The sequence below is a fragment of the Dietzia sp. NPDC055877 genome (assembly GCF_053615975.1).
Window position 1 is genome coordinate 41,122 of the sequence record NZ_JBSHCV010000011.1, and the last position, 15,616, is coordinate 56,737.

Here is a 15,616-nt window from a genome sequence, read left to right on the forward strand (position 1 = left end):
ACCGCCCTCGGGCGGTGAACCGCGGTCCCACAGCCGTGCGCGTCTGAAGGGCGCGTACGACGAACACCCACCGGCGTCGGAGCTATATGCCTCCGACGCCGGTGAGTTCATTTCGAGCAACCGTCCGGGAACGCCGCTGCGCCCTCGCCGGCTCCTCCCCGCCTCAGTCACCCCTCGGGCAGAGCGCGGAGGACGGGCCCCGGCTGTGGGCATCCTCGGCGACCGATGACCTCGTCGTCGTATACCACCACCCGGCCACGTTGACAGGCGCCGGGAGGCGCCCTGGCTACGTTCGCTACCGCGACGCGTCACACGCCCACTCCGGCTGTGCAACGATCGCCCGAACCCGCGGGCGGGCGGCAAATAGGCGACGGCCCCGGCCGCTCTCCCTTTCAGGGAGCGCGGCCGGGGCCGTGCATAGTGCTACGAGACGGCTAGCGCCTCAGGGCAGCGAGGATCACTCGCCGCCGGCCAGCTTCGCGCGCAGGGCGGCGAGCTGCTCGTCCGACGCCAGCGAACCGCTGGTCGACTCGGCCTGGCTGGCCTCGGCGGCCGGACGCGAGGCCGGAGCGGACTCCGACGAGTAGTTGGTCGGCGCGGCCTCGGCGGCCTCCGCGGCGGCGGCGCGTCCCTTCTCGATCTGGGCGGTGTGCATCTTGTGACGACGCTCGGCCTCGGCGTAGCGGGCCTCCCACTCCTCACGCTGCTTCTCGAAGCCCTCGAGCCACTCGTTGGTCTCGGGATCGAAGCCCTCGGGGAAGATGTAGTTGCCGGCCTCGTCGTAGCTGTCGGCCATGCCGTACTTCGACGGGTCGAACTCCTCGGTGTAGTCCTCGTCCGCCTGCTTCAGCGAGAGCGAGATACGACGACGATCGAGGTCGATGTCGATGACCTTGACCATGGCGTCGTCGCCCACGGTCACAACCTGGTCCGGGACCTCCACGTGGCGCTCGGCCAGCTCGGAGATGTGCACCAGGCCCTCGATGCCCTCCTCGACGCGCACGAACGCGCCGAAGGGAACGAGCTTGGTGACCTTGCCCGGGACGATCTGGCCGATCGCGTGGGTCCGAGCGAAGTGCCGCCACGGATCCTCCTGCGTCGCCTTGAGCGACAGGGAAACGCGCTCGCGATCCAGGTCGACGTCGAGAACCTCGACGGTGACCTCCTGACCGACCTCGACGACCTCGGACGGGTGATCGATGTGCTTCCAGGACAGCTCGGAGACGTGGACGAGGCCGTCGACGCCGCCGAGGTCCACGAACGCACCGAAGTTGACGATCGAGGACACGACGCCCTTGCGGACCTGGCCCTTCTGCAGCTGGTGCAGGAACTCGGAGCGGACCTCGGACTGGGTCTGCTCGAGCCATGCACGGCGCGAGAGCACGACGTTGTTGCGGTTCTTGTCCAGCTCGATGATCTTCGCCTCGAGCTCCTTGCCCACATACGGCAGGAGGTCGCGGACGCGGCGCATCTCCACCAGCGAGGCGGGGAGGAAGCCACGGAGGCCGATATCGAGGATGAGGCCGCCCTTGACGACCTCGATGACGGTGCCCTTGACGGCCTCGTCCTTCTCCTTGAGCTCCTCGATGGTGCCCCAGGCACGCTCGTACTGGGCGCGCTTCTTGGACAGGATCAGACGTCCGTCCTTGTCCTCCTTGGTGAGGACCAGAGCCTCGACCTCATCGCCCACCTCGACGACCTCACCCGGGTCGACATCGTGCTTGATGGACAGCTCACGCGAGGGGATGACGCCCTCGGTCTTGTAGCCGATGTCGAGCAGAACCTCGTCGCGGTCAACCTTGACGATCGTGCCCTCGACGATGTCACCATCGTTGAAGTACTTGATCGTGGCGTCGATGGCGGCGAGGAAGTCCTCGGCGGAGCCGATGTCGTTGACGGCTACCTGCGGGGACGTGGTGTTGGTGGTCATATGGTGGGGTGCTCCGAGGTGGATAGGAATCGTAGGTGGGCGGGAAAAACGCGAGCGTGTACGCACGCGACCGTCAACTGTACGCTTCCAGCGTGACGTCCACAAACCCCCCTGGACATGGAGAGTCTGTCCGCGCCTCCCGCACGTGGTGGGATTCCGAGGCCACCGATTATCACGCCACCCACGGGGACTTTCTCGGCGCCCACTCCCCCGACGGCGAGTTCGTCTGGTGCCCGGAAGGCCTGCACGAGGGCGACTGGCGGTTGCTGGGCGAGGTCGAGGGCCGCGATGTCCTCGAGATCGGTAGCGGCTCGGCGCCCTGCGCTCGCTGGATCGCCGGCCGCGGCGCCCGGGCCGTGGCGGTCGACCTCTCCGCGGGGATGCTCCGCGTGGGCGCGGAGGCCGCGAGCAGGTCCACCGGCCCGGCCGCATCGGTCCCTCTGATCCAGGCCGACGCCGGGCGGCTCCCTTTCGCCGACGACAGCTTCGATGTGGCGTTCTCCGCCTTCGGCGCGATCCCGTTCGTCGCGGATTCGGCGGGCGTGATGGCCGAGGCCGCCAGGGTGCTCCGTCCGGGAGGGCGCTTCGTGTTCTCCGTCAACCATCCGATGCGGTGGATCTTCCGCGACGACCCGGGGGTCGACGGGCTCGTCGCCGTCTTCCCGTACTTCGACCGGTCGCCCTACACGGAGTACGACGACGGTGAGCTCACCTACGTCGAACACCATCGGACCGTGGGCGACCGGATCCGGGAGCTGGTCGCGGCCGGATTCGTCGTCCGGGATCTCATCGAGCCGGAATGGCCCGAGTGGCTGGACCGGGAGTGGGGCCAGTGGAGTCCTCTGCGCGGGAGCATCTTCCCCGGCACCGCGATCTTCGTGGCCACCCTGCCCTGACCTCGCGACGCCACCCGTTCGGTGGCCACCCGCGGTCCTGATACACGCGTCCCCTCGCGGGCGACAGCACACGAGGGGACGCGATCAGGCGGCATCGGCGGTCACAGGATCTTCGACAGGAAGTCCTTCGTCCGCTGCTGGGCGGGCGCCCCGAGCACGTCGGCGGGCTTGCCGGACTCGACCACGACCCCGTTGTCCATGAACGCGACGGTGTCGGCGACCTCTCTGGCGAAACCCATCTCGTGGGTCACCACGACCATGGTCATCCCGGCCTCGGCGAGATCCCGCATCACGGCGAGCACCTCGCCGACCAGCTCCGGGTCGAGTGCCGAGGTGGGCTCGTCGAACAGCATGAGCTTCGGCTCCATCGCCAGCGCTCGGGCAATGGCCACCCGCTGCTGCTGCCCGCCCGAGAGCTGGGCCGGGTAGGCGCCGGCCTTGGCCGCGAGCCCGACCGTCTCCAGCAGTCTCCGGGCCCGCTCGGTGGCCGTCGCGCGGGATTCGCCCTTCACCAGCATCGGCGCCTCGATGATGTTCTCGAGGGCGGTGCGATGCGGGAAGAGGTTGAAGTGCTGGAACACCATCCCGATCTCGCGGCGCTGCCGGGCGGCCTCCTTGGGTGAGATCTCGTAGAGCTTGTCGCCCTTCTGCCGGTATCCGACCAGCGCGCCGTCGACGTACAGGCGTCCCGCATCGACCTTCTCCAGGTGGTTGATGCACCGCAGGAACGTCGACTTGCCCGATCCGGACGGACCGACGAGACACAGCACCTCACCGGCGCCCACCTCGAGGTCGATACCCTTGAGGACCTCCAGCGACCCGAAGTTCTTCACTACCTGGTCGGCCTTGACCATCGGCGTCATCGGTTCCCCCCGGGCTGGTCGGTGACGGTCGGACCCGCGGCCCCGCTGGCGGCCAGTGACGACGGGGTCAGCCCCTCGGCATCGGCCAATGCCCGCAGCTGCTTGCCGGTCAGCTTCCGGGTCGCACCGCGGGAGAACCGCTTCTCGAGGTAGTGCTGGCCCACCATGAGGACGCTGGTGATCACCAGGTACCAGGTGGCCGCCACGAGCAGCAACGGGATGGGCTGGAAGTTGACCCCGGAGATGTCGCGGGCCTGCCCGTACAACTCCCCGGAGAACGGGATCGCCACCACCAGCGAGGTCGTCTTGAGCATCGAGATGAACTCGTTGCCCGTCGGCGGGATGATCACCCGCATCGCCTGCGGGAGGATCGTCCGACGCATCGTCTGACCCCAGGACATACCCAGCGCCGTGGACGCCTCGGCCTGCCCTTCCGGAACTGACGAGATGCCGGCGCGGACGATCTCCGCCATGTAGGCGGCCTCGTTCATCGCCAGACCGATCACGGCGAGCCAGAAGGCCGAGTAGAGGACCATCGTGTCGTCGAACCGGATGAACTGGATGTCGGTGAACGGGATCCCGAACTGGACCTGCCGGTAGATCGTGAAGACCAGACCCCAGAACAGCAGCTGGACGTAGACCGGTGTCCCACGGAAGATCCACAGGTAGACCCAGGCGACCGACTTGAGCACCGGATTGCTGCTCATCCGCATCACCGACAGGATGATGCCGAGGACCACCGCGAGGATCATCGACAGCAGCGTCAGCGCGATCGTGTAGAACGCCGCGGTACCGAACCGGGTGTCGAACAGGTACCGGCCGTAGGTGTCCCACCCGTAGGCGGGATTGGTGGCGGCGCCCCAGATGAACAGGAACACCAGGATCAGGACGACGACCGCGGAGACCCATCGCCAGGGATGCCGCAGCGGCACCGCCTTGATCGGTGTGGGCGCCGACCCCGAGGGTGTCCCGGTGCCCATTTCCGTGCTGCTCACGGAGCGGTCACTCCCGGATCTCGGACTGGGAGATCAGCCCGTTCTCGACGCCCCAGTTGGTGGCGATGGTCTCGAAGTCACCGGATTCGATGAGCTCGTTCGCGGCCGCCTGAAGGGCCACGGCCAGCTCGTTGCCCTTACGCACGGGCCAGCCGTACGGCGCGGAGTCGAACACCTCGCCGACGAGCTGCATCTTTCCGTCGGACTGCTTGACCGCGTACGCCGAGATCGGGGAGTCCGCCGACATGGCGTCGACCTTGCCCAGCGCGACGGCGGTGGAGGCCTCGTCCTGGGTGTCGAACTGGACCTTCGTGATCGCGGGCTTGCCCGCGGCGACACAGGCTTCGCTGCGTGCGGGCACATCCTCCTGGTCGGAGACGGTCGTGCGCTGGACGGCGACCCGCAGCCCGCACGCGTCATCCGGATTCACGTCGCTGCCCGCGGCGGCGGCCCACTGTATCCCGGCCTCGAAGTAGGTCACGAAGTCGACGGTCTCGAGCCGCTCGGCGTTGACCGTGAACGAGGAGGCGCCCATGTCCATGGTGCCGCCCTCGATGGCGGGGATGATCTTCTCGAAATCCGACTCGCGGAAATCCGCCTCCAGGCCCATGACCGCGGCGACGGCGTCCATCACGTCGATGTCGAACCCGACGATCTCGCCGTTCTCGTCCTTGAACTCGTTGGGCGCGTACGGGGTGTTGGTGCCGATCACGATGACCCCCCGCTCGCGTAGTTCCGCCGGGACGAGCGCGGCGATCTCGTCGTTCACCTCGACGGCCACCTCCTCACGCGGTTCACCGGAGTCTTCCGGCCCCTCGGTGTTGGTGGTGCAACCGGTGAGCACGAGGGCCGCGGTGGCGGACATGGCCAGGGCGGCACGCAGTCCGCGCCGTGAAGTGAAGGTCATGACAGGCCTTTCAGGCGTTGTTTAGCCGAATCTGCAATGAACCTAGGGCATCCGGGGACCGGCACAAAATGAATCGGCCGTATCGGATCAGGGTCAGTACGGGATCTGAACGTGGATGGATCGGGGACCCGTCCGGGGTTCAGTGCGCGGCCTCGTCCCAGTCGGGCCCTGTGCCGGTGGACACGTCGAGCGGCACGTCCAGCTCGATGGCCGAGTACATACGATCCACCACCAGGTCTCGCACCTCGTCGAGCTCCCCCTCGGCGACCTCCACCACGAGCTCGTCGTGTACCTGCAGCAGGAGCCGGCTCTTCAGCCCGCGCTCGGTGAGGTCGGCATCGACCCGAAGCATGGCAGCCTTGATGATGTCGGCGGCGGTGCCCTGGATCGGCGCATTGAGTGCGGCCCGCTCGGCGTTCTCCCGCTTGAGCCTGTTGTCCGAGTTGAGCTCGGGCAGGTACCGGCGGCGACCGAACAGGGTCTCGGTGTAGCCGTCCCGCCGCGCCTGTTCGACAACGGCCTTCAGGTAGTCGCGGACCCCGCCGAACCGTGCGAAGTAGGCGTCCATCTGCTCGCGCGCGTCCGCCTGGCTGATCCCGAGCTGCGCGGCCAGACCGAACGCGCTGAGGCCGTAGGCCAGTCCGTAGCTCATGGCCTTGACCCGGCGCCGGAGCTCCGGCGTCACCTCGTCGATCGGCACGCCGAACGCGCGCGATCCGACGAACGAGTGGAGGTCCTCGCCGGTCCGGAACGCCTCGATCAACCCCTCGTCACCGGACAGGTGTGCCATCACGCGCATCTCGATCTGGCTGTAATCCGCGGTGAGCAGGCAGTCGTATCCCTCTCCCACGACGAACGACTGTCGGATGCGGCGCCCGTCCTCGGTACGGACGGGGATGTTCTGCAGGTTGGGGTCCGTCGAGGACAGCCGCCCGGTGGCGGCGACGGTCTGGTTGAAGGTGGTGTGGATGCGCCGGTCGTCGCCGATGGTCTTGATGAGCCCCTCGACGGTGGTGCGCATCTTGGTGGTCTCGCGGTAGAGCAGCAGCGCCTCGAGGAACGCCCGGCCGGGGGTCTCGCCGGTCTCCTTCGCCAGCAACTCCTCAAGCGCCTTGGCGTCGGTGGTGTAGCCGGTCTTGGTCTTCTTGGTCTTGGGCATGCCGAGTGTCTCGAACAGCACGACCTGCAGCTGCTTGGGCGAGCCGAGGTTGATCTGCTCACCGCCGATGGCCGCGTACGCCGCCTCCTGCGCCTGCCGGCCACGGTCGGCGAACCCGTCGCGCAGCTCGTCCAGTGCGGCACCGTCCACCGCGATCCCGAGCGACTCCATCCGCGCCAGCACCGGTACCAGCGGAAGTTCCATCTCGGCGAGCAGCCGGGCGCCGTGCACCTGATCGAGCTCCACGTCGAGACGGTCCGCCAGATCGACCACCGCGCGGGCGCGGGTCGCGGCCGCGTCGGCGTTCTTCTGCTCGACCTCGGCGTCGTCCTCCTCGTCGAGCAGCGACAGTTGCTTCTCCCCCGCCTCGACCTCGGGCAGCTCCCGCTGAAGGTGGCGCTGGTACAACTCGGCCAGCCCGTAGCTCCGTTGGCCGGGGCGCACCAGGTAGGCGGCGAGTGCCACGTCCATCGTGACCCCGCCCAGGGCGAGACCGCGCCCGGCGAGGGCGTGGGTGGCGGCCTTGGCGTCGTGGAGGGCCTTGGCCACCGCCTCGTCCGAGAGCCACGCCTGTAGAGCCTGCTCGTCGGCGGGGCCGATCGCCGCGAGGTCGAGGTGACCGGAGGCGCCGCCCGCGGCGGCGATGGTGATGGTCTGCGCGTCGCCCGCGCCGGGCTTGGACGGTCCGACGACGACGACGCCATGCCGCTGCCCGGCCGGCGCGTGCGCGGCCAGCCAGTCGGAGACCTCACCGGCGTGCAGGACCGAGGCCTGCTCGAGTGCGACCTCGGCGACCGGCTCGGGTGCCCCCTCCGGCAGGAACGCCTTGAGGAAGCGGTCGCGGGCCTGCGGCCCGAACTCCAGGCGGTCGAACAGCGCGTTGACGTCCGCTCGCTCCGGGGAGTGGCGGACCAGATCCGGGAGCCCGACGCCGAGGTCCAGGTCGCGGGTCAGTTCGGTGATCCGGCGATTGAGCTGCACCTGCGGCAGATGCTCGCGGAAGCTCTCGCCGACCTTGCCCTTGACCTCGTCGGCGTGGGCGATGAGCTCGGACAGTGATCCGTACTGGGTGATCCACTTTGCCGCCGTCTTGTCCCCGACCTTGGGCACGCCCGGCAGGTTGTCGGAGGTGTCGCCACGCAGCGCGGCGACGTCCGGGTACTGGGCGGGGGTCACGCCGTACTTCGCCTCGACGGACTCCGGTGTGTACCGGGCGAGCTCCGAGACCCCCTTGACCGGATACAGGACCGTCACCGCGTCCGTGACGAGCTGGAGAGCGTCCCGATCGCCGGTGCAGATGAACGTGCTCGAGCCCGGGGCCGCCGCGACGGTCTGGGTGGCGAGGGTGGCGATGATGTCGTCCGCCTCGTGGCCCTCGAGCGACAGGGTCCGCACCCCGAGCGCGGCGAGCGCCTCCTGGATGAGCTCGACCTGCCCCTTGAACTCCTCGGGGGCGGCGGACCGGGTCGACTTGTACTCCGGGTACTCGGCCGTGCGGTGCAGCGTCGCACGGGAGACGTCGAACGCCACCGCGAGGTGCGTCGGCTCCTCCTCCGTCACGAGATTCGCCACCATGGACAAGAAGCCGTAGACGGCGTTGGTGTGCTGCCCCGATGCGGTGGAGAAGTTCTCCGCCGGCAGCGCGTAGAACGCCCGGAACGCCAGCGAGTGCCCGTCCAGGAGGAGCAGACGCGCGGGCCCGTCCTCGACGACGGCGGTTGACGGGGTACTGGCTTCGACGGTCTGACTCGTGGTGCTCACACCGCCACTCTAGGGCGGGCGTCGGACAGACGCTCGACGGTCGTCGGTTAGACTTTCCGACCAGCGGCTCGCCGCGCCCGCCCCCGTAGCCCAATTGGCAGAGGCAACGGATTCAAAACCCGTCCAGTGTCGGTTCGAGTCCGACCGGGGGCACCACGTACGGCCGACCCTCTCCCGCCCTGTCCCTCAGACGTGTCCCCCGGACCGTCATTCGACGTCGGACGGCATGGACCCCACATATACTCGCGTGGCATCCGGCTGCTCCCCGCCGTTCTCTGCGGGGCGCCGCTTCCCGGATCCCTGATCCGTAAGAGGAGACTCGTTGACGACCCCGAAATCCGTGGCACCCGACACAGGCGACGACCGCGGTGGTACCGACCAGAGTGGTTCCGACGGCAGTGAACTGAGCCGCAGACAGATACTCGTCATCCTCGCCGGCCTCATGGCCGCGATGTTCCTGTCCAGCCTCGACCAGACCGTGGTCTCGACGGCGATCCGGACCATCGCCGACGACCTGGACGGGCTCAGCGCCCAGGCATGGGTCACCACGGCGTACCTGCTGACGTCGACCATCTCGACACCCCTGTACGGGAAGTTGTCCGACATCTACGGACGCAAGCCGTTCTTCATCGTGGGCATCATCATCTTCGTGGCCGGTTCGATACTGAGCTCGTCCTCCACGTCGATGTACGAACTCGCCGCGTTCCGCGGTTTCCAGGGCCTCGGCGCGGGCGCCCTGATGTCGCTGTCGCTGGCCATTCTCGGTGACATCCTCCCGCCCCGCGAGCGCGCCAAGTACCAGGGCTACATGCTGGCGGTCTTCGCCACGTCGTCGGTGCTCGGCCCGCTCATCGGCGGGTTCTTCGCCGGTACGAGTTCCATCCTGGGCATCGCCGGGTGGCGGTGGGTCTTCCTGGTCAACGTCCCGATCGGGGCGATCGCACTGACCATGGTCATCCTCACCCTCAACGTGAAGAACGTGCGGGTGCAGCAGCGGGTGGACTGGGCGGGCGCGGCCGCCATCATCGTGGCGCTCGTCCCGCTGCTGGTCGTCGCCGAGCAGGGCAGCACGTGGGGTTGGGGCTCGCCCATCGCGCTGGTGTGCTACATCGTCGGTGTTCTGGGCATCGGCGTGTTCGTCATCGTCGAGGCCCGCGCCGGCGACCACGCCCTGATCCCCTTGAGGCTGTTCCGCGATCGCACGTTCACGATCATCACCATCGGCAGCGTCATCGTGGGCATGGCCATGTTCGGGGGGCTGATGACCCTGCCGCTGTACATGCAGATCGTGCACGGCGCCGACCCCATGAAGTCCGGTCTCATGATGCTGCCGCTCGTGGTGGGCATGATGGGCGCCTCGATCGTCTCGGGCCAGCTCATCTCCAAGACCGGCTACATCCGCGGGTACCCGATCGCCGGTACCGCCATCGCCGCGGTGGGGCTGTTCCTGCTGTCGACCATCGATGCCCACACCTCGCTGTGGCTGGTGATGACCTACATGTTCATCATGGGGATCGGCCTGGGTAACTGCATGCAGCCGCTGACCCTGATCATCCAGAACACGGCGAGACCACAGGAGATCGGCGTGGCCACCGCCGCGGCGACGTTCTTCCGTCAGCTCGGCGGCACCGCCGGCGTCGCGGTCTTCCTGTCCATCCTGTTCAGCCGCGTCGGAGGGGCGATCCGCGACCAGCTCGAGATCGCGGAGAAGAACGGCAGCCTCGCACGCGGGATCCGGGAAGGTCTGGCCGACCCGTCACTGCGGCAGGACAAGGAGGCCTACTCGATCCTGGAGGCCCTCGCGGATCCCGGCGGCGGGGCGGCGGCCGGCGCGCTCGAGGCCGCGACCAAGGATTCCGCCGTGATCAACCGTCTCCCCGCTGCCGTCGCGTACCCGTTCGAGCAGGGCTACGCGCTGAGCATGTCCAGCATCTACCTGGTGGCCGGGATCCTGGCCGTCATCGCCACGGTGGTCCTGTTCTTCCTGCCCCGCATCGTGCTGCGGACGACCTCACCGCAGGCGGACGCCGCCCGGGCCGCTGCAGCGGCCGCGGCCTCCGGCACACATCCGGAGGCCGCGGAGGTCGCCGCCACTCCAGCCCCGGTCGTGGCGGACGGTCCGGAGACTCCGGACGTGGGCGGAGCGACCGACCCCCGCGGGGCCGGAGGGGCGACGACGACGAGCAGTTCCCCGCCCGACCCGGCCCGCTGAGGCGCGGACACCCGGCGGGCCTGCCCGGGCCCCGACCGAGCAGGCCCGCCGACCGGACGAACGCTACCGTCCGGCGGGCTCCCCGTTCTGACTGCGCACCCTACTTCTCGGCGTCGGCCTTGAGGTTGGTCAGCAGCTCGTGCTGGATCCGCTTGAGGCCGGCCGGGGCGAAGGTGCGCTCGAAGAAGCCACCGACTCCCCCGGCGCCGTCCCACGAGGTGGTCATCTCGACCAGCGAACCGCCGGTGGCCTCCCGCACGGTGTAGGTCGTGGCCATGGAGGAGTTCGCGTCCTGCTCCACGAGTGACCAGTGTCCGGCGGCGTCCTCGACCGTGACGCTCACCTTGACGTCGCGGCTGCGCTTCTTGGTGGCCTGGAGGTGCCAGGCGGCGACGGTGCCCTGGCCCTGCCCGCCCTCGATAAGCCGGTAGGCGCTGAACTGCTCGGGCTGGATGCGTGGGCGCACGCCCGCATAGTCGGCGATAGCCGTGGTCACGGCCTCGACTGGCGCCTCGATGACGATGGTGTTGGTGGCGGTGACCCTGGCCATGTGTGGTGTTCCTCCTCGCGAGGCCCGACCTGGTCGCGGACCGGTGTTCGCCGGGCCGGCACCCACGGACGGGCGCGTCGGACAGGAACCATCCTGCCCGACGCGCCCGTCACTGTGCGAGGTGCGGATCAGTGCCCGCGTCGGATCCACTCCTCCAGGTGCGGGGACTCGTCCCCGACCTTGGTGCCGTCGCCGTGGCCGGTGTGCACGAGCGTCTCGGCTGGCAGGGTGAGGATGCGCTCCCGAATCGAGGTGATGATGGTCGGGAAGTCCGAATACGAACGCCCGGTGGCGCCCGGCCCCCCGGAGAACAGGGTGTCACCGGAGAACAGGACTCCCGCCTCGGGGACATGGAAAACACATGATCCCGGCGAATGACCGGGGGTGTTCATGACGTCGACCCGCGTGCCCGCGATCTCCAGCTTCTGGCCGTCCGCGAGGTCTCCGTGGGACACGTCGGGATGGGTCTCGTCCCACAGCATCTGGTCGCCGGGGTGCACCAGAATCGGGGCGTCGAGTTTCTCGGACAACTCGGGGGCCACCGTGATGTGGTCGTTGTGGGCGTGCGAACACAGGATGCCCTTGACCTTGCGTCCGGCCACCGCGTCGATGATCGGCTGAGCGGTGTGGGCGGCGTCGATCACGAACACCTCGGAATCGTCACCGAGGATCCAGATGTTGTTGTCCACCTCCCATTCGCCCCCGTCGAGCGCGAAGATCCCGCTCGTGACGACCTTCTCGATACGCAGCCCGCCGGTGTGACCGGCACTGGTGTAGGTCTCGCTCACAACGTCACCACCGATCGCAGGACAGAACCCGCCTTCATCGCATCGAACGCCGCCTCGACCGCGTCGATACCGATCCGCTCCGAGACGAACTTGTCCAACGGCAGACGACCCTGCAGGTGCAGATCGACGAGCATCGGGAAGTCGCGCTCCGGAAGGCAGTCCCCGTACCACGAGGACTTGAGGGAGCCGCCACGACCGAAGAAGTCGAGCAACGGCATCTCGAGTCGCATCTCCGGGGTCGGGACGCCGACCAGGACCACGGTCCCGGCGAGGTCTCGCGCGTAGAAGGCCTGCTCGTAGGTCTCCGGGCGACCGACCGCATCGATCACCACGTCCGCGCCGAACCCTCCGGTGAGCTCCTGGATCGTCGTCACCGGGTCCGTCCCTCGCGAGTTGACCGTGTGGGTGGCGCCGAAGTCCTTGGCCCATTCGAGCTTGGTGTCATCGATATCGACCGCCACGATCGTCGAGGCGCCGGCGAGCCGGGCGCCGACGATGGCCGCGACGCCCACTCCGCCACACCCGATGACCGCGACCGACTGGCCACGGCTCACGCCGCCGGTGTTGACGGCGGCGCCGATGCCGGCCATCACGCCGCATCCGAGCAGGCCCGCCACGGCCGGATCGGCCGACGGGTCCACCTTGGTGCACTGGCCCTCGTGCACGATCGTCTTGTCGATGAACGCGCCGATACCGAGCGCGGGCGTGAGCTCGGTGCCGTCGGTCAGCGTCATCTTCCCGGAGGCGTTGTGGGTCGCGAAGCAGTACTGCTGCTGGCCGCGCTTACAGGCCCGGCACTCGCCGCACACCGCGCGCCAGTTGAGAACCACGAAATCGCCCTCGGCCACGTGCGTGACGCGCTCGCCCACGGTCTCCACGATGCCCGCGGCCTCGTGGCCGAGCAGGAACGGGTACTCGTCGTTGATCCCGCCGTCGCGGTACGCGAGGTCCGTATGGCAGACCCCACACGCCTGCACGCGGACGATGACGTCGTTCGGTCCGGGGTCGGGGACCACGATGTCGACCAGCTCGACCTCGGCCCCCTTGCTGCGGGCGATGACGCCCTTGACGGTCTGCGACATTGATCGCCTCTCCGCTAGATCTGAATACTCCCGCACCACTGTGTCAGAAAGCCCGACCGGTGGCGCGACAACAGCTCGCGCCCCGCCTCCCGGGTGGGAGACGGGGCGCGAGATCAGGTGTCGAGCCGGGCCGAAGTATCAGACGACGACGCCGTTGCCGCGCAGCCACGGCACCGGATCGATCCACTGGCCGGCGGCGTTGCGGACGCCGAAGTGCAGGTGCGGGCCGGTCGAGTATCCGCGGTTGCCGACGGTGCCGATGACCTGGCCGGCGTTGACGCGCTGGCCGACGGAGACGTAGTTCGTGTCGTTGTGGCCGTACTCCAGCAGCTCGCCGTCATCGGTCTGGATCCGGATCCACAGGCCGTAACCGGACGCGGGCCCTGCGGCGACGACCTGGCCGGACTTGGCGGCGTACATCGGGGTGCCGATGGGCGCCCCGAAGTCGGTGCCGTTGTGGAACGTGCCCCACCGCGGGCCGAAGCCCGAGGTGATGGGGCCGTGGGTGGGTGCGTGTGCGCCCCCGACGCCCGGGACGCCCAGCGAGCCGAGCATGGACGGATCGATCGCGAAGTCGTTCGCGTAGTCGCGCAGCTGCTGCTCGTTCAGCCCGATGCCCTGGATCACACCCTGTGCCATCTCGGCGAGCTGGTCGGGATTGACCTCCGCCGACTGGGCGGAGGCGGCGGGAGCGGCGGCCATGGCGACGCCACCGGAGAGAGCTGCACCGGCGACGGCGCCGGCGACGAGGCGACCCATCCGGGCCGACGAACGAACTGCACGGTGACGGCCGGTGGCCGCAACGGAGCCATCGACACCGAGCCGGTCGGCGAGCTCGGCGAAGGGGATGCGAGTGGCGTCGGTCATCAGGGAAACCTCAAAGTCTGTTGCGGGGTAGAGCAGAGGGCCGACCGGCTTCCCCGGTGGCCTCCAAAAAGGTAACAGAACTGTATCGGTGCTGTCACGCCAAAAAAACAAATAGGCGCAAAGATGCCGGTCAGCGAACTGCTGACCGGCACCTACGCGACGTTATCCGACAGTGATCAGTGGTCGGCCTCGCCCATCCGGTGGACCAGGATGAAGTTCGTCGACCCCTCGACGCCCGGCACGTTCCCGGCCACGAGCACGATGAGATCGTCCTCGTTGTAGCCCTCGAGCGGGAGCAACATCTCATCGGTGACCTTGACGACCTCCGCGGTGTCGTTGATCCGGTCGGTGAGGAACGTCTCGGTGCCCCACGTCAACGCCAGCTGGCTGCGGATCCTCGGGTCGCCGGTGATCGCGATGAGCGGCAGGTGACTGTGCAGACGCGCCAACCGCCGCACGGTGTCACCGGTGGAGGTGACCGCGACCAGAGCCTTCGCCCCCAGCCGCTCGCCGATCTCCTTGGCCGAGTACGAGATCACGCCGCGCTTCGTGCGCGGGATGTGGACGAGGTCCGGCGCCGCGGTGGAGTCCGACTCGACGGCGAGGGCGATCGACGACATCGTCCGCACCGCGTCGATCGGGTACTTGCCCACGGAGGTCTCCCCGGACAGCATCACCGCGTCCGCGCCGTCGAGCACCGCGTTGGCCACGTCAGACGCCTCCGCCCGAGTCGGCCGGGAGTTCCCGATCATCGACTCCAGCATCTGGGTCGCGACGATCACGGGCTTGGCGTTCTCACGGGCGATCTGGATGGCCCGCTTCTGGACGAGCGGCACCTCCTGGAGCGGCAACTCCACGCCGAGATCACCACGGGCGACCATGATCGCGTCGAACGCCAGCACGATGGCTTCGAGGTTCTTGATGGCCTCGGGCTTCTCCAGCTTGGCGATGACCGGCGCATGGATGCCGACTTCATCCATGATCTCGTGCACCAGGTCGACGTCGGCCGGGGAACGGACGAACGACAACGCGATGAAGTCCACGCCCAACTCGAGCGCGAAACGCAGGTCCGCGATGTCCTTCTCACTCAGCGCGGGGACCGAGACGTTCATTCCGGGCAGGGAGACGCCCTTGTTGTTGGAGACCGTGCCGCCCTCCGTGACCAGGCAGTGCACATCCTCTCCCTCGACCCGCTCGACGGTGAGGCCGATGTTGCCGTCATCCACGAGCAGACGGTCGCCGGGGCGCGCGTCATCCGCGAGCCCCTTGTAGGTGGTGGAGACGCGCTCCTTGGTGCCCTCGACCTCCGCGACGGTGATGACCACGCGGTCGCCCTCCGCCCAGACGTGGCTGCCCTCGATGAAGCGGCCGAGCCGGATCTTGGGCCCCTGGAGGTCGGCGAGCACGCCCACGGCGCGGCCGGACTCGTCCGAGGCCTTACGGACCCAGCGGTAGTTCGTCTCGTGATCGGAATGCTCGCCGTGACTGAAATTCAGTCGCGCGACGTCCATTCCGGCGTCGACGAGTTCACGGATGCCGGCTTCGGAGGCGACGGCGGGACCCAGGGTGCAGACGATCTTCGTACGACGGTTCACCCGGACCAATC

At 68.4% G+C, this 15,616-nt stretch carries 12 protein-coding genes and 1 tRNA gene; 3 read left to right on the top strand and 10 right to left on the bottom strand.

The features are described 5' to 3' along the window. Window positions 1-457: 457 nt before the first annotated feature. Window positions 458-1,930 (bottom strand): 30S ribosomal protein S1, encoded by a 1,473-nt coding sequence (gene rpsA / locus ACWGLC_RS12195; RefSeq protein ID WP_452100154.1) that lies wholly within the window; start codon window positions 1,928-1,930, stop codon window positions 458-460. Window positions 1,931-2,022: 92 nt separating this feature from the next. On the opposite strand from rpsA, the gene ACWGLC_RS12200 reads away from it, so the two are divergent. Further along, complete coding sequence (locus ACWGLC_RS12200; protein ID WP_452100155.1) at window positions 2,023-2,826, top strand: class I SAM-dependent methyltransferase; 804 nt, start codon at window positions 2,023-2,025, stop codon at window positions 2,824-2,826. A 101-nt stretch (window positions 2,827-2,927) separates the two neighbouring features. Here the strand turns inward: ACWGLC_RS12200 and ACWGLC_RS12205 are convergent, their stop codons facing one another. The 4 genes from ACWGLC_RS12205 to polA all read right to left on the bottom strand — a co-directional run bounded on the left by ACWGLC_RS12205 (window position 2,928) and on the right by polA (window position 8,511). Then, window positions 2,928-3,689, bottom strand: a complete 762-nt coding sequence (locus ACWGLC_RS12205) for an amino acid ABC transporter ATP-binding protein (RefSeq protein WP_452100156.1) — start codon at window positions 3,687-3,689, stop codon at window positions 2,928-2,930. Beyond that, on the bottom strand, window positions 3,686-4,669 hold the full coding sequence (locus tag ACWGLC_RS12210; protein ID WP_452100202.1) for an amino acid ABC transporter permease: 984 nt from the start codon (window positions 4,667-4,669) through the stop codon (window positions 3,686-3,688). Before ACWGLC_RS12210 ends, ACWGLC_RS12205 begins: the two co-directional genes overlap by 4 nt. Before the next feature lie 22 nt (window positions 4,670-4,691). Next, window positions 4,692-5,591 carry an ABC transporter substrate-binding protein gene (locus tag ACWGLC_RS12215; protein ID WP_452100157.1) on the bottom strand — a complete coding sequence of 300 codons (900 nt, stop codon included), beginning with the start codon at window positions 5,589-5,591 and terminating at the stop codon, window positions 4,692-4,694. A 139-nt stretch (window positions 5,592-5,730) separates the two neighbouring features. After that, entirely contained in the window at window positions 5,731-8,511 is a 2,781-nt protein-coding gene (gene polA, locus ACWGLC_RS12220; RefSeq protein ID WP_452100158.1) for a DNA polymerase I, read from the bottom strand. Between the two features lie 79 nt (window positions 8,512-8,590). Here polA and ACWGLC_RS12225 point away from each other — a divergent pair. Continuing rightward, window positions 8,591-8,667: transfer RNA gene (locus tag ACWGLC_RS12225), tRNA-Leu, on the top strand. A 247-nt stretch (window positions 8,668-8,914) separates the two neighbouring features. Further along, window positions 8,915-10,723 carry an MDR family MFS transporter gene (locus ACWGLC_RS12230; RefSeq protein WP_452100203.1) on the top strand — a complete coding sequence of 603 codons (1,809 nt, stop codon included), beginning with the start codon at window positions 8,915-8,917 and terminating at the stop codon, window positions 10,721-10,723. Between the two features lie 100 nt (window positions 10,724-10,823). Here the strand turns inward: ACWGLC_RS12230 and ACWGLC_RS12235 are convergent, their stop codons facing one another. From ACWGLC_RS12235 to pyk, 5 genes are all read right to left on the bottom strand, one after another. Next, the gene (locus ACWGLC_RS12235) at window positions 10,824-11,273 is read right to left on the bottom strand and encodes an SRPBCC family protein (protein WP_230931270.1); all 450 of its coding nucleotides are present in this window, start codon (window positions 11,271-11,273) and stop codon (window positions 10,824-10,826) included. 128 nt (window positions 11,274-11,401) lie between these two features. Continuing rightward, window positions 11,402-12,061: an MBL fold metallo-hydrolase gene (locus ACWGLC_RS12240; RefSeq protein ID WP_295651611.1), complete on the bottom strand. Its 660-nt coding sequence runs from the start codon at window positions 12,059-12,061 to the stop codon at window positions 11,402-11,404. Further along, entirely contained in the window at window positions 12,058-13,143 is a 1,086-nt protein-coding gene (locus tag ACWGLC_RS12245; protein ID WP_452100159.1) for an S-(hydroxymethyl)mycothiol dehydrogenase, read from the bottom strand. The genes ACWGLC_RS12240 and ACWGLC_RS12245 overlap by 4 nt, the downstream gene beginning before the upstream one ends. 138 nt (window positions 13,144-13,281) lie before the next feature. Then, window positions 13,282-14,010, bottom strand: a complete 729-nt coding sequence (locus tag ACWGLC_RS12250) for a M23 family metallopeptidase (protein WP_452100160.1) — start codon at window positions 14,008-14,010, stop codon at window positions 13,282-13,284. Window positions 14,011-14,186: 176 nt separating this feature from the next. Continuing rightward, window positions 14,187-15,605: a pyruvate kinase gene (pyk, locus tag ACWGLC_RS12255; RefSeq protein ID WP_452100161.1), complete on the bottom strand. Its 1,419-nt coding sequence runs from the start codon at window positions 15,603-15,605 to the stop codon at window positions 14,187-14,189. Window positions 15,606-15,616 lie beyond the last annotated feature (11 nt).

Bases quoted from the DNA above. Each gene is read 5' to 3' on its own strand.
- rpsA (WP_452100154.1), bottom strand. From the start codon at position 1,930: ATGACCACCAACACCACGTCCCCGCAGGTAGCCGTCAACGACATCGGC.
- ACWGLC_RS12205 (WP_452100156.1), bottom strand. From the start codon at position 3,689: ATGACGCCGATGGTCAAGGCCGACCAGGTAGTGAAGAACTTCGGGTCG.
- ACWGLC_RS12210 (WP_452100202.1), bottom strand. From the start codon at position 4,669: ATGGGCACCGGGACACCCTCGGGGTCGGCGCCCACACCGATCAAGGCG.
- ACWGLC_RS12215 (WP_452100157.1), bottom strand. From the start codon at position 5,591: ATGACCTTCACTTCACGGCGCGGACTGCGTGCCGCCCTGGCCATGTCC.
- ACWGLC_RS12235 (WP_230931270.1), bottom strand. From the start codon at position 11,273: ATGGCCAGGGTCACCGCCACCAACACCATCGTCATCGAGGCGCCAGTC.
- ACWGLC_RS12245 (WP_452100159.1), bottom strand. From the start codon at position 13,143: ATGTCGCAGACCGTCAAGGGCGTCATCGCCCGCAGCAAGGGGGCCGAG.
- ACWGLC_RS12250 (WP_452100160.1), bottom strand. From the start codon at position 14,010: ATGACCGACGCCACTCGCATCCCCTTCGCCGAGCTCGCCGACCGGCTC.